The sequence below is a fragment of the Avibacterium endocarditidis genome, from assembly GCF_965138825.1.
GTDB lineage: Bacteria > Pseudomonadota > Gammaproteobacteria > Enterobacterales > Pasteurellaceae > Avibacterium > Avibacterium endocarditidis.
Genome location: NZ_CBCSDH010000002.1, coordinates 50758 through 65306 on the forward strand (window position 1 = coordinate 50758; position 14549 = coordinate 65306).

A 14549-nucleotide genomic window follows, 5' to 3' on the forward strand; every position below is an offset into this window, starting at 1 on the left:
CTATGACGCTAATTGAGCAATTTCAACAGCAATTACAACGCCAGCCCCACTCGCATTTTCTGATTGCCTTAAGCGGTGGGCTGGATTCTACCGTGTTGCTTGCGCTTTTAGCAAAATTACGCGAAAAACAACCGCACTTTCAGCTGCGTGCGATCCATATTCATCACGGCTTAAGCCCAAATGCTGATGATTGGACGCGCCACTGTCAACAGCTTTGCCAACAATTTTCCATTCCTTTGATCGTGGAAAAAGTTCAGCTGACACAAGGAATGGGCATTGAAGCCGCAGCACGTCAAGCGCGCTATCAAGCGATTGCTCGCCATATTTTAACGCAAGAGATTTTGCTCACCGCTCACCATCAACAAGATCAAACCGAAACCTTTTTCCTCGCCTTAAAACGTGGTAGCGGCGTCAGCGGTTTATCCGCAATGAAAGCACAAAGTGCGGTGTTTAATCTGAATATTTTTCGTCCCCTACTCGGCTTTTCACGCCAACAACTTTGGCAATATGCCACGGAAAATCAGCTGTCGTGGATTGAAGATGAAAGCAATCAAAACAACCAATACGAACGCAATTTCTTACGCAATGAAATCTTACCTAAACTGCGTGAACGCTGGACGCACTTCGATCAAGCAGTGCAACGCAGTGCCACCCATTGTGCGGAGCAACAACAGCTTTTAGCCGAATTATTACAGCCAGAGCTAGAAAAATATTCAGACAAAACGCACCGCACTTTTGATTTAACGGATTTCTCGCAATTGTCTGATTTGAAACAAAAAGCCCTACTCCGCTTATGGCTGGAAACCTTGCAGCAGCCAATGCCCTCCACCAAGCAGTTGGAACAATTAATTCAAGACGTGATTTTTGCCGAAACGGATCGCAATCCACAATTTCAACTGGGTAATAAAATCCTGCGCCGTTATCAGCAGCGCCTGTATTTAACAGAAATCTTAGCCGATCTTCGTGCACTAAAAATTCCCGTTCGCTTAAATCAGCGTATTGAATTGCCTGATAATCTTGGAGAAATCCGCTTCACCCAAACCAAATCAGCCATTCAAATTCAATGGCAAGGGAAAAGCTATCAGTTGCCATTAACCGATGCGCCGCTCTCAATCCGTTTTGCTTATTCGGGCAAAGTGCGCAATGCACAAGGCGTTCATCAAGACATCAAAAAACTGTGGCAAGCGCACAATGTGCCAGTCTGGCAACGCACGCGCACCCCGCTGATTTTTTATGGCGAACACTTCCAAAGTGCTGTGGGATTTTTTCAAAATTTTGCATCTGAAAGCAAATAAAACTTGCTCAATTTGCACCGCACTTTTCCCCGCATAAAGATAAGGTTTGACACAACCCCACCTTATTTCTATTATGCCTGTTATTATTAAATCTAAGTCATCACAATAAGTCGTAACAAAATGAAACAACATCCTTCTTTTTCTCTTATCCAGCAAGCCCTTAAAGATCGCATTCTTATTTTAGATGGGGCGATGGGGACGATGATCCAGCAATATAAACTCACCGAAGCAGATTTCCGCGGTGAACGCTTTAAAGACAGCACCATCGATCTACGCGGCAATAATGATTTACTCACGCTTACTCAGCCTTTGGTGATTCAAGCGATTCACGAAAAATATCTTGCCGCAGGGGCGGATATTATTGAAACCAACACCTTTTCAGCCACCACCATTGCGCAAGCGGATTATGCCCTTGAAAGCATTGCTTATGAGCTGAATTTTGCTGGTGCGAAATTAGCTCGTTTGGCGGCGGATAAATATAGCACGCCAGAAAAACCACGTTTTGTGGCTGGTGTGCTTGGGCCGACTAACCGCACCGCATCTATTTCGCCTAATGTAAACGATCCTGCTTACCGCAATATCACCTTTATGCAGTTGGTTGATGCCTATGCAGAAGCCACCAAAGGATTAATCGAAGGTGGCGCAGATCTCATTATGATCGAAACCATTTTCGATACGCTCAATGCTAAAGCGGCGGCATTCGCCATTGATCAAGTGTTTGAAGAACTTGACATCAAATTGCCAATTATGATTTCAGGCACGATTACCGATGCCTCAGGGCGCACCCTTTCAGGGCAAACTACGGAGGCCTTTTATAACTCGTTGCGCCACGTTAAGCCATTAAGCTTTGGATTAAACTGCGCCCTTGGGCCAAAAGAATTGCGTCAGTATGTGGAAGTGATGTCAAAAATCTGCGAAACCTTTGTTTCCGTTCACCCGAATGCAGGCTTGCCAAACGCCTTTGGCGGTTATGATTTAGGCGCAGAAGAAATGGCCGCTTATATTCAAGAATGGGCACAAAACGGCTGGCTGAACATTGTGGGCGGCTGTTGTGGAACAACCCCAGAGCATATCCACGCCATTGCAGAAGTGGTGAAAAACGTGCCGCCAAGAGCCTTGCCTGATTTGCCTGTGGCAATGCGTTTATCAGGCTTAGAACCGTTAAACATTGATGAAAACAGCCTCTTTGTAAACGTGGGCGAACGTAATAATGTTACTGGTTCAGCCAAATTTAAAAAATTAATTAAAGAAGATCGCTATGCCGAAGCCATTGAGATTGCTATTGACCAAGTGGAAAATGGCGCTCAGGTGATTGATGTAAATATGGACGAAGCCTTGCTTGATAGCAAAAAATGTATGGCTCAATTCCTTAATATTATGGCAACCGAACCTGATGCCGCGAAAGTGCCAGTGATGATCGATTCATCTAAATGGGAAGTGATCGAAGCGGGCTTGCAATCAATTCAAGGAAAAGGGATTGTAAACTCCATTTCCCTGAAAGAAGGCAAGGAAAAATTTGTTGCGCAAGCCAAATTGATCCGCCGTTACGGTGCAGCCGCCGTAGTGATGGCATTTGATGAAGTGGGACAAGCCGATACCGAAGAACGCAAGGTGGAAATCTGTACCCGAGCTTATCACATTTTGGTTGATGAAGTGGGCTTTCCCCCTGAAGACATTATTTTCGATCCAAATATTTTTGCGATCGGTACGGGTATTGAAGAGCATAATAATTATGGTGTGGATTTTATTAACGCCACAGGACGCATTAAACGCTCACTCCCCCACGCTAAAATTTCGGGCGGTGTGTCCAATGTTTCTTTCTCGTTCCGTGGCAACAATCCAATGCGTGAAGCCATTCACGCCGTTTTTCTTTATCACGCCATCAAACAAGGTATGGATATGGGGATCGTTAATGCAGGGCAACTGGCAATTTATGATGATCTTGATCCTGAACTGCGTGAAATTGTCGAAGATGCGGTGCTAAATCGCCGTGCAGACGCCACCGATCGCCTGCTTGATATTGCGGATAAATACAAAGGTTCAGCCAGCGAAAGCAGCGATAATGCCGTGGCAGAATGGCGTACTTGGACGGTGGAAGAGCGTCTAAAACAAGCCTTAGTGAAAGGCATTACTAGCCATATTATTGAAGATACGGAAGAAGCGCGTCTGCAATTTAGCTCACCGCTAGAAGTGATCGAAGGCCCATTAATGGCGGGAATGGACGTGGTTGGTGATCTATTCGGGGACGGTAAAATGTTCCTACCACAAGTGGTGAAATCTGCGCGTGTAATGAAACAATCGGTCGCCTATTTAGAACCCTTTATCAACGCCACCAAACAGCAAGGTGTATCAAGCGGAAAAGTGGTAATCGCTACGGTAAAAGGCGATGTGCACGACATCGGCAAAAACATTGTCAGCGTGGTATTGCAATGTAATAACTTTGAAGTGATCGATCTCGGCGTAATGGTTCCTGCCGATAAGATCATCGAAACGGCGATCAACGAAAAAGCCGATATTATCGGTTTAAGCGGTTTGATCACGCCATCGTTAGATGAAATGGAATATTTCTTAGGTGAAATGAACCGTTTGGGATTAAGCCTTCCCGTACTGATTGGCGGTGCAACCACGTCAAAAGAACATACCGCCATCAAACTTTATCCAAAATACAAGCACGAAGTGATCTACACCACCAATGCGTCCCGTGCTGTAACGGTTTGTGCCGCTTTGATGAACCCAGAAAGCAAAGCAGAACTTTGGCAACGTACAAAAAAAGAATACGAAAAAATTCAGCACAGCTTTGCTAACCGTAAACCATTACGCCAACAGCTTCCAATTGAAGAAGCGCGTGCTAACGCTTTCCCAGCGTTTTCTGGCGAATGGGCGGATTATCAAGTGCCACAACCAAAACAAACAGGCATTGTGGAATACAAAAATGTACCAATTTCCACCTTACGCCAATTTATTGACTGGTCGCCATTTTTCCGTTTATGGGGGTTAATGGGCGGTTATCCTGATGCCTTTGACTATCCAGAGGGCGGCGAAGAAGCGCGCAAAGTCTATAATGATGCGCAACAAATGCTTGATGAATTTGAGCAAAACGGCAAACTCAAACCAAGTGGAATTATGGGCATTTTCCCTGCCTATCGCAAGGGCGATGATATTGAAATTTATCAAAATTCTGACCGCACTTCTGTGACAGGCGTGGCGCATCATCTGCGCCAACAAAGTGAACGTGGCAAAAATAGCAAAAGCCCTTATAACGTTGCCTTAAGTGATTTTATTGCTGATCGTGAAAGCGGCCAACAAGATTGGTTCGGAATGTTTGCGGTGTGCGCAGGAATTGAAGAACACGATTTAGTGGAAGGATTCAAAGCCGCAGGCGATGATTACAGCGCTATTTTACTGCAAGCCATTGGCGACCGCTTAGCCGAAGCGATGGCAGAATATTTACACTTTGAGCTTCGCACAAAAGTTTGGGGCTATTCCAATGAAACCTTCGATAACGAAAATCTGATCGCAGAAAATTATGTGGGTATCCGCCCCGCACCGGGCTACCCAAGCTGCCCAGAACACACCGAAAAACAACTAATTTGGGATTTACTTGAAGTGGAACAACGCATTGGAATGAAACTCACCGAAAGTTACGCAATGTGGCCTGCCGCCAGCGTCTGCGGTTGGTACTTCACCCACCCAGCCAGCAACTACTTCACCCTAGGCCGCATTGACCAAGACCAAGCCTTAGACTACGCCCAACGTAAAGGCTGGAACGAAAAAGAAATGCACAAATGGCTTGGGGTTTCGATGAAGTAAATTGAAATAAGTAAACTAAAAAAAGTGTGGTGAAAAATCACCGCACTTTTTCTATTTATCAATAAACGTTTCTAATTCTTCTAAATGATCATTAGCTATCTTGATAAAGGGTTCTAATAACTCAAAAATCTCTTTCGCTAATCGACCAGCCTTAACTTCCTCTTCCTTCCAAACTTCCTTCCAAACTTTTCCGTCCCAATTTTGTAAGTTTCCATTGCAATCTTGCCATTGCAGCCACCAGTTATCTTGTTTAAATCCTTCTAATTTAAATATTTCTTCTAATCTTTGATAATTTTCCTGTGAGATATTATCTTTAGTAGCCCAAAAACCATAATATGCCTTATGATAACTTCTATCTCTAAATTCTACTCCGATCCCCCAAGGATACTTTTTATCTTCTTTATCAAGATAAATGCCTTCTTTATGTTTATTATAAAAATGCCAGTTATATTCAATCATTCTCGAATATTTTTTGTTATCGTTAAGCATCTTATGAAGTTGTTGAACCAAGCTATCTTCTAATTTTTGATAAATATTATCTGATAACTCTAATAACGTTGTTGCTGTTTCAACCCAATTAGGATTTTTCACTAACTCATCTAATAATTGATTATTTTCTTTTGTTTCATTCATAATATCTTCCTTTAAAAACTGTATAAAACTCTGACAAAAAGCTCGAATATTTGGAGCAACTATTGGCGTTTGCTCCAGCCACTTAATCAGATCTTCTGCACCAATCACTTTTGCTTGATTATTTTGAATTAATTCTTTCCAGCTATCTGTATTAATAGATTTTTCACTGGGCAGCTGTTTGAATGGAGATAAATAGACCAAGCAGCTAAACTTAGGGCGATAACGATTAATATCTTTCCAGTAATCTTCTAATTGGCTATTTTGATCGGCTGCATATCTTAACTTATTTTCAATAGAAACAATCCATTGGCGTTCATTATGTAAAAAACCTTCAATAAAAATATCGTGTCTTCTATTATTAAAAGTTGCTTTTTCACAAGTTACTGACACATTGTTATAAGACAAATATTCTGGCAGTTTCAAATATTTTAATAAACTATTTAAAAATAATTCTTGCTGCCCGTGATTTTGACTAGGGTCAAGTAGGAACGCAATGATTTCAGATAAACAATTTTCATCATTCCTTATAAATTGAAAAGGGCTAAAACTGCTCGCATCATATAATTCTTTTTTAGCATTTTCACGTTGAAAAAAAGCAAGTGCTTTATGAATTTCAGCTAAGGATTTAAGTATTGTGCTTGTCATTTTCTTTTCTCATTTTTGATTAAATATAAATAGTTAATCATAATTTATGAATATTTCCAAACATTCTTTTTTCCACATCAATCTCCGCCTTAACCCCAAACGCAATGGCTAGATTTTCTGCGGTTAGGACATCTTGCGTGTTGCCGTGAGCAAGTAAGTTGCCTTGGTGAAGCAAGATGATTTCATCGCAGAAACGGTAGGCAAGATCAAGGTGGTGAATGGCGACAACGCAAGTGGTGTTTGGGGTGAGTGATTTTAATTGTTCTAAAATATCAATTTGATAATAAGGATCAAGGGGCGCGATAGGTTCGTCTGCCAATAAAATCGGTGCGTTTTTAATACAACAACGGGCAAGCTGAACACGGGCTTTTTCGCCGCCTGAAAGCTGTTGGAAAGGTTGTTCTAACAGATGTTGAACAGAAAATTGCTTTGCGGCTTGCTGGATCTTTTCTTGCTGCCATTGTTGGTGTGATGAATTAAATAAACGATCAAAAAATTTGTCTTTTTTTGACCGCACTTTTTCCTTAGGGATAAGCCGTGTTTCGGGCAAGCCGAGTGCAATCACGTCATAAACAGATAAATCCCAATAAATATTGGTGCTTTGCGCAAAATACGCCAACGTTTGGCTTTTTTCAGACAAGCTCATTTCGGTGAGCGGTTTGTCGTTCAATAAAATTGAGCCTGTTTCGAGTGGTAAAATGCCCGCAATGGCTTTGAGCAAAGTGGACTTCCCTGCACCATTGCCGCCCATTATGCCCACTAATTTACCTTGGGGAATTTGGGCGCTGATATTTTTGATGCCATAAGCAAGGCTAACATTGTGCAAGTTAATCACGGGCTAATCTCCGTTGTTGGGTGAGCAAAATCCAAATCAAGCAAGGTGCGCCGATAATGGCGGTGAGCGTGCCAATATAAATATGCGAGAAAAGCGGCACATATTGAATAGCAAGATCGGCAAGTAACAAAAGTAACGCACCAATTAATCCGCTAGTGAAATAAAGTTGTGAGGGGCGTTTTTTCAGCCAGATGCGCGCAAAGTGCGGGGCAATTAAGCCGATAAATCCGATTGTGCCAGTTTGCGGAATGGTGGCGCCCACCAGCAACGCCACGCCAAGGGTGGTGATAAAAAAGCTTCGTTTTGGGTCAATGCCCATTGTACTGGCGGTTTCTTCCCCGAAAGTGAGTAAATCGAGGTAACGGCGTTGGCAATATAAACAGATTGCGCCCACCGCCACGATAGGCAGAGAAAGCAAGAGCGGTTCGATTTTGGCCCACATTAATGATCCCTGCAACCAGCGGTATAATTCCGCCAATGCCCAAGGGCTTTGTGCGTTGGAAAGCAATAAGGCGATGGCCGAACCGAGCAACATATTCACCGCAATCCCTGATAAAATCATCATTGTCGCCCCTTTATTTTTTGCAATGGCATAGACTAATAAAAAGCTGGCTAATGCCCCTGCGATCCCGCCGAACAGCAACAGGGACAATGGCACGGAAAAATAATAGAGCAAAAACACGCTCGCCGTGGTTGCGCCATTAGCCGCCCCTAATAACCCCGGGCTAGCCAAGGGATTTTGAAACAACCCCTGCATTGCATTGCCTGCCAGCGCAAGGCTTGCTCCCGTTAAAATGGCTAAACCAAGGCGTGGCAAGCGAATATCCCATAACACTAAAGATCGCATATCGGTGGCGATCCCCTGTGCATTGCGTAAATAAGCAAAATCCCCCAGCTGATGAAAAATCGCAAAAGCAATCAACAAAAGTAATAAAGCAAAAAGGGAAAGGTTTAATCGTTTCATTCTGCTTGCTCTCTCTTATTCAGTTGGCGATAAATCATCGCCGCGCCTTGCCAAACGCCCTGATCAAAGCAATAACCATATTTCAGTGGCATTGTCGCCATTCGTTGCGCAGGGAACATATTGGCAATCAAAGGGTGCGTCAGCACTTCCGCCTGTTCGTTATAACCTTGTTTATCACTAATGGAAATCAGCCAATTTGGCTGCGCACGCAAAAGTTTCTCTAGGGAAAAATTTTGTGCCGTAATAGTGCTTTCAAGCGGCGTTAAGCCGAGCAATTTTAGCAAGGCTTGGTATTGTGGAAAAATCGGTTCAACTACGCCTGTATCGGAAAGAATTAAGGTTTGCGTATTCCTTTGATTGAGCTGAAAATCACTATTTTTTAGCTTTTTCACCAACTGCTGGGCGTGGGTTTCGTTGCCAAAACGCTTGCCTAATTCCAGTATCAAGGCAAAAAGCTGTTCCGCCGTTTGTGGGCTGTCATTAATAGACAAAATTTTTACCCCGAGCTTTTTCAGATCCGCCACCAACAGGGGATAAAACTGCTCGTTGAGCAAAATAGTTTTATCCAAATAAGGCAATAAATCCGTTAATCGCGCGTTAAGTGCGGGTTTATTTTGATTAATTTTATCCAACATCATCAAAGGATTTTTGGAATAAATAGATTGTGCAGCAATTTGTTCAGGGCGAGCTAATTCTGCTAACAAGCGATCACTGCATAGGGTGAGCGACACAAATTGCTCTTGCGCCCAAAGCGGAACGGAAAAGAAAAGCGCGGTGAAAAATACGCGAATTTTTTGCATTAAAAAATGATGTCCCAAAAAACAAAGTGCGGTGAAAATTTTGTTAATTTTACACCGCACTTTCACAAAAGCCTATCTGCTTAGGGGTTAAAAGCTGCCTTTTAAGCCCACATATAAGGTGCGACCATATTGGCCATAGCCTGCAACGCTTTCATATTTTTTATCAAACAGATTATTCAAGTTCGCATACACATTTAAGTTTGGCGTAACTTGATAATTCGCGCCAAGACTAACCAAGGTGTAAGAAGGCATTTTTACTCTTGCAGGATAAATAGTATCAATGCGTTTACCCACATAGTTTACATTCACATTCGCACCCAACGCTTCAGTAATTTGATACGCTAAACCTAAATTTGCCATATGTTTCGGACGGCGAAGTAAGGTTTGTCCTTTGCTATCTTTGGTTTGGGTATAAGTATAGTTGGCGTAAGCGGTTAGATCGTCTGTGATTTTGCCGTTATACGCAATTTCAACCCCTTTGATTTTAGTTGAACCGCTCATATTTACCGCTTGCGAAACCCCATTAGGCAAATAAGCGGCGCTAATAAAGTTTTTCACATTGCGCGCAAAATAAGTTACATCTAAGCTATGGCGTTTATCTGTGGTTTCAAAAAGCAAACCAATATCCCCACCTTTGCTTTTTTCAGGCTTAAGGTTTGGATTAGGTAAAAATGTGCCGTTGTAACCATAAAACTCAGTGATTGTTGGATTTTGAATGGCTGTACCAAAACTTGCGTGTGCTTTCACATTCGGCAATAAGCGATAAGTTCCCACAATACGTCCAGTGAAGCTATTATCATAATGATTGCTATCGGTATAACGTCCACTTAGGCTTAAGCTATGCTCATTTTCACTGAACAGACGATATTCCGCCGCTACGCTTTTCTCGGTTAAATGCTTTTTACGGTTAGCCGAAGAACCAAAATCATAGGTAGAACGTTGATACTCTGTAAGCAAACTCAACGCTTGTTGCAACTCACCTTCTCGATCAAAATTAATGTCTAACTGATAGTTTGCATTCAACTTTTTAGCATCATAACCACTTGCCCACGAACCAAGTGTATCGCTGTCGGTTTTTTGGTGGCTAACGCTTGCTTTATGTTTAAACAACTCTTTTTCCGCTCCAACATAACCGTTTAATTTAAAAGTTGTTTCACGAGTGCGGGTATAATCATCAAAGGCTGTTTCTGCGGTATAACTATTATCAAAATGTGCTGTTTGGCTAAAATGGCTAGCCAAAAAATCAATACCTTTTTCGCCGTCATCATAGCCCACACGCAATGATAGTGCATCACGATGGAATTTATCTCGCTCTTTTGCGCCGCCCGTACTCACGCGGCTGCCATCTTCCGCAGTATAATGGAAGCGATCTGAACTATAAGCCGAAATGCCTTTTGTGCGGTGGCTATCACCGTGCAAGCTATAATAAAACCCGTTTTGCTGACCTGAAAGAGTCAGTGAACCGTCATAAGTGCCTTTTGAACCCGTGCCTAAATCAAAGTCCACATTAAAGGGTTTATCCTTATAAAGCCCGCTTTTCGTGGTGATATAAACCACGCCACCCATAGCATCGCTCCCCCATAATGCCGATTGTTCACCACGCAACACTTCAATGCGATCAATATTGCTTAGGCTTAATCCACCGAAATCATAGCCATAACCTGACACAGGATTAACTTTCACGCCGTCAATAATCACCGCAGTGTGATTTGGATCTGCGCCACGCAGATAAAGGCTGGTTAATGTACCGCGTCCGCCTGATGCACCCAATGCCACGCTTGGCACGGTTTTTAATACATCAGAAACATAGTTGGCGTTGCGTTCAGCGAAATCTTTTTCGGTTAAAACCGTTACTGATGACGCCGTTTGCTCTTCGCTTACAGGCTCGGCATAAGCGGAATAAACATAAATTGGTGCGAGCTGTTCGCTTTGTGCTGCATTTTCTATGGCATAAAGTGCGGTAGAAAATGAGAGCAAAATTGCTGTGGTGATAATATTTTTTTGCATTGTCTTTCCTTTCTATATAAAAAATGGTGCTATTTTGACATAGCACCATTGGGTTCGCAAATCTGAATTATTCATTATAAAAATGAATACTATTCATCTCTACGTTTTCATTGTTATAAAAAATCACAAAAAACTGACCGCACTTTAGAAATGGCTTATTACTTCAAGATTGCTCTCAGCGCCGTCCCAATTTCCGCAAGGCTTTTTACAGTGGTTACGCCTGCTTGTTGGAGGGCTTGGATTTTTTCATCGGCAGTGCCTTTTCCACCGCTGATAATCGCGCCTGCGTGTCCCATTCGTTTGCCTTTTGGTGCGGTGATGCCTGCAATGTATGCCACCACAGGTTTGGTTATGTTATGACGGATAAACTCTGCCGCTTCTTCTTCAGCGCTGCCGCCGATTTCGCCAATCATCACGATGGCTTCCGTTTCGGGATCTTGTTGGAAGCGTTTGAGAATATCAATAAAACTTGAACCGGGGATTGGATCGCCGCCAATGCCAACGCAGGTGGATTGTCCAAAGCCTTCATCGGTAGTTTGTTTAACCGCTTCATAGGTTAATGTGCCTGAGCGAGAAACAATGCCGATACGTCCTTTTTTATGAATATTGCCCGGCATTATGCCGATTTTACATTCTTCAGGGGTGATTATGCCTGGGCAATTTGGCCCGATCATCACCACGCCCGTTTCATTCAGCTTTTGTTTCACTTGTAGCATATCCAAAGTCGGAATACCCTCGGTGATACAGACGATTAAGGATAATCCTGCGTTAATCGCTTCAAAAATGGCATCTTTACAAAATGGTGCGGGAACGTAAATCACGGTGGCTGTAGCACCGGTTTGTTCAACGGCTTCGCGCACGGTGTTAAACACAGGCAAGCCTAAATGTGTTGTGCCACCTTTCCCTGGGGAAACACCGCCCACTAATTTTGTGCCATAAGCAAGGGCTTGTTCGGAATGAAATGTGCCTTGTCCGCCAGTGAAACCTTGGCAAATCACTTTGGTGTCTTTGTTCACTAAAATTGACATTTTATTCTCCCTTTGCTGCTTTCACGACTTCGCTTGCCGCTTGTTGTAAACTTTGTGCTGAAATAATGTTGGTATCGCTTTCTGCCAACATTGCGCGGCCTAATTCCGCATTTGTCCCCTCTAAACGCACCACCACAGGCACATTTACGCCCACTTCTTTGCTGGCTGCGATAATGCCTTCGGCGATGAGATCACAACGTACAATGCCACCAAAAATATTAACTAAAATAGCTTTCACCGAAGGATCGGTTAAGATGATTTTAAAGGCTTCTGCCACACGTTCTTTGGTTGCGCCGCCGCCCACATCAAGGAAGTTGGCTGGTTGTCCGCCGTATAATTTCACAATATCCATTGTTCCCATTGCTAGCCCTGCACCATTAACCATACAGCCAATGTTGCCATCTAAGGCGACATAGTTGAGATTCCATTTTTCTGCTTGGGCTTCACGAGGATCTTCTTGGCTCAGATCACGCATTGCGAGCAAATCTGGGTGGCGATATAAGGCATTGCTGTCCACCACCACTTTGGCATCAAGACAATCAAGATCGCCATTGTCCAAAATCACCAGTGGATTCACTTCTAATAATGCCAGATCTTTTTCAATAAATAGGCGACTGAGCTGGCAAAATAACTCAGTAAATTGCTTGATTTGTTTGCCCTCTAAACCGAGTTTAAAGGCTAATTCTCTGCCTTGGTACGGCATTCCGCCAACTAGTAAATCAATGCTAGTACGGTGTAATAAGTGCGGTGTTTTTTCCGCCACTTCTTCAATATTCACGCCACCTTCTGTGGAAACCATAAAGACAATTTGTTGCGAGCTACGATCGACAATCGCACTGAGATACAACTCTTTTTTCACTGCCACACAGCCCGTTACATAAATTTGATTAATCGGCTGCCCTTTGGCATCGGTTTGGAAAGTAACCAGACGCTTACCTAAAAATTTGTCAAAAAACGCCCGCACTTCTTGTTCGGAGCTCACTACTTGTACACCACCCGCTTTGCCACGCCCTCCTGCGTGCACTTGACATTTTAGTACCCACTTTGAGCCACCTAATTTTTTGATGGCTTCCAATCCTTGTTCTAAGGTTTCGCACGCATAGCCCTCACCGACGGGCAAGCCGTATTGGGCGAAAAGTTGTTTTGCTTGATATTCGTGTAAATTCATAGATTTATCTTTCTCCCTTTTATCGCTATATGCTTCATCATATCCGCATATCAATGAATAAAAATAAGGCGATAAGATCCCTTATCGCCCTATGTTAAGACTACACTTCTAATAATAAACGCGTTGGATCTTCCAACATTTCTTTAATGGTGACTAAGAAGCCCACACTTTCACGTCCGTCAATTAAGCGGTGATCGTAAGAAAGGGCAAGATACATCATTGGGCGAATCACCACTTCACCGTTCACTGCCACTGGACGATCTTTAATGGCGTGCATACCTAAAATCGCGCTTTGTGGTGGGTTGATGATTGGCGTGGACATCAGTGATCCAAACACACCGCCGTTGGTAATCGTGAAGTTTCCGCCCGTGAGATCTTCCACCGTTAATTTACCATCACGACCTTTTTCCGCTAACACTTTGATTTGCTTTTCAATTTCCGCCATACTCAGCTTATCGCAGTTGCGTAACACTGGGGTGACCAAACCGCGTGGGGTGGAAACGGCAATGCTGATGTCAAAATAGTTGTGATACACAATGTCATCACCGTCAATAGACGCATTCACTTCTGGATAGCGTTTTAGCGCCTCTACCACGGCTTTCACGTAGAAAGACATAAAACCTAAGCGAGTGTCGTGAGATTTCTCAAATTTCTCTGCATATTTTTTACGCAGTTGCATAATTGGCTGCATATCCACTTCGTTGAAGGTAGTGAGCATTGCGGTGCTGTTTTTCGCTTCTAATAAACGCTCTGCCACACGCTTACGCAAACGAGTCATTGGCACACGTTTTTCATCACGCCCTGATATATTTAATGCTGGAGTTTCAGGCGCTTGTGGCTGAGGCTGAGATTGCGCAGCTTTTTGTGCTACGGTGCGTTCAATGTCTTCACGGGTGATGCGTCCGCCCACGCCTGTGCCTTGCACTTCTTCAGCTTTAAGATCGTTTTCTGCCAATAAACGGCGTGCCGCTGGGCTAACCACATCGGCATTAGTCGGTTCTGATGTTAAGTTGGCTAAATGGCGATCTGCTGGCGTGCTTTCTATTTTTTGCACACTTTCTTTAGTGGCATTGCCTGCCGTCGCTAAGGCAGAAACTTTACCTAACACTTGGTTGCTAATCACTGTTGCTCCCTCGGCTTCAATGATGCTTTCTAGCACACCATCAGCAACCGCCGGCACTTCAAGCACGACTTTGTCGGTTTCAATTTCGACTAAAACTTCATCACGTTTTACTTCATCGCCCACTTTTTTATGCCAAGTGGCAACCGTTGCATCTGCCACAGATTCAGGTAGCACGGGAGTTAAAATCTCAAAATCGCTCATTTTTCTGTTCCTTCTTTTGTTTGCGTTTTATTTGCATTCG

10 protein-coding genes are annotated in these 14549 nt (G+C 43.3%); 2 read left to right on the forward strand and 8 right to left on the reverse strand.

Annotated elements, in window-relative coordinates; all coding sequences use genetic code 11:
* The first annotated feature begins 2 nt into the window (after nt 1-2).
* Entirely contained in the window at nt 3-1295 is a 1293-nt protein-coding gene (tilS, locus tag ACNAV8_RS01390; protein WP_415777072.1) for a tRNA lysidine(34) synthetase TilS, read from the forward strand.
* A gap of 120 nt (nt 1296-1415) precedes the next feature.
* Nucleotides 1416-5105: a methionine synthase gene (gene metH / locus ACNAV8_RS01395; protein ID WP_415777073.1), complete on the forward strand. Its 3690-nt coding sequence runs from the start codon at nt 1416-1418 to the stop codon at nt 5103-5105.
* A gap of 51 nt (nt 5106-5156) precedes the next feature.
* On the opposite strand, the gene ACNAV8_RS01400 is transcribed toward metH, so the two are convergent.
* The 8 genes from ACNAV8_RS01400 to odhB form a co-directional block, all read right to left on the reverse strand.
* Nucleotides 5157-6383: a PD-(D/E)XK nuclease family protein gene (locus ACNAV8_RS01400; protein ID WP_103854725.1), complete on the reverse strand. Its 1227-nt coding sequence runs from the start codon at nt 6381-6383 to the stop codon at nt 5157-5159.
* A gap of 37 nt (nt 6384-6420) precedes the next feature.
* Nucleotides 6421-7218 (reverse strand): ABC transporter ATP-binding protein, encoded by a 798-nt coding sequence (locus tag ACNAV8_RS01405; RefSeq protein ID WP_415777074.1) that lies wholly within the window; start codon nt 7216-7218, stop codon nt 6421-6423.
* Nucleotides 7211-8182, reverse strand: a complete 972-nt coding sequence (locus ACNAV8_RS01410) for a FecCD family ABC transporter permease (RefSeq protein WP_415777075.1) — start codon at nt 8180-8182, stop codon at nt 7211-7213. Before ACNAV8_RS01410 ends, ACNAV8_RS01405 begins: the two co-directional genes overlap by 8 nt.
* Complete coding sequence (locus tag ACNAV8_RS01415) at nt 8179-8982, reverse strand: TroA family protein (protein WP_103854733.1); 804 nt, start codon at nt 8980-8982, stop codon at nt 8179-8181. The genes ACNAV8_RS01410 and ACNAV8_RS01415 overlap by 4 nt, the downstream gene beginning before the upstream one ends.
* 87 nt (nt 8983-9069) lie before the next feature.
* On the reverse strand, nt 9070-10989 hold the full coding sequence (locus ACNAV8_RS01420) for a TonB-dependent receptor plug domain-containing protein (RefSeq protein WP_103854727.1): 1920 nt from the start codon (nt 10987-10989) through the stop codon (nt 9070-9072).
* Between the two features lie 158 nt (nt 10990-11147).
* A complete protein-coding gene (gene sucD, locus ACNAV8_RS01425) occupies nt 11148-12017 on the reverse strand; it encodes a succinate--CoA ligase subunit alpha (protein ID WP_103854728.1) in 870 nt (289 codons plus the stop codon).
* Nucleotide 12018: 1 nt separating this feature from the next.
* Entirely contained in the window at nt 12019-13185 is a 1167-nt protein-coding gene (gene sucC / locus ACNAV8_RS01430; RefSeq protein ID WP_103854729.1) for an ADP-forming succinate--CoA ligase subunit beta, read from the reverse strand.
* A 100-nt stretch (nt 13186-13285) separates the two neighbouring features.
* A complete protein-coding gene (odhB, locus tag ACNAV8_RS01435; protein ID WP_103854730.1) occupies nt 13286-14509 on the reverse strand; it encodes a 2-oxoglutarate dehydrogenase complex dihydrolipoyllysine-residue succinyltransferase in 1224 nt (407 codons plus the stop codon).
* Nucleotides 14510-14549 lie beyond the last annotated feature (40 nt).

What these genes read in the sequence shown, in the direction of transcription:
- metH (WP_415777073.1), top strand. Translation starts at nt 1,416, where the DNA reads ATGAAACAACATCCTTCTTTTTCTCTTATCCAGCAAGCCCTTAAAGAT.
- tilS (WP_415777072.1), top strand. Translation starts at nt 3, where the DNA reads ATGACGCTAATTGAGCAATTTCAACAGCAATTACAACGCCAGCCCCAC.
- odhB (WP_103854730.1), bottom strand. Translation starts at nt 14,509, where the DNA reads ATGAGCGATTTTGAGATTTTAACTCCCGTGCTACCTGAATCTGTGGCA.
- sucC (WP_103854729.1), bottom strand. Translation starts at nt 13,185, where the DNA reads ATGAATTTACACGAATATCAAGCAAAACAACTTTTCGCCCAATACGGC.
- ACNAV8_RS01415 (WP_103854733.1), bottom strand. Translation starts at nt 8,982, where the DNA reads ATGCAAAAAATTCGCGTATTTTTCACCGCGCTTTTCTTTTCCGTTCCG.
- ACNAV8_RS01410 (WP_415777075.1), bottom strand. Translation starts at nt 8,182, where the DNA reads ATGAAACGATTAAACCTTTCCCTTTTTGCTTTATTACTTTTGTTGATT.
- ACNAV8_RS01400 (WP_103854725.1), bottom strand. Translation starts at nt 6,383, where the DNA reads ATGACAAGCACAATACTTAAATCCTTAGCTGAAATTCATAAAGCACTT.
- sucD (WP_103854728.1), bottom strand. Translation starts at nt 12,017, where the DNA reads ATGTCAATTTTAGTGAACAAAGACACCAAAGTGATTTGCCAAGGTTTC.
- ACNAV8_RS01420 (WP_103854727.1), bottom strand. Translation starts at nt 10,989, where the DNA reads ATGCAAAAAAATATTATCACCACAGCAATTTTGCTCTCATTTTCTACC.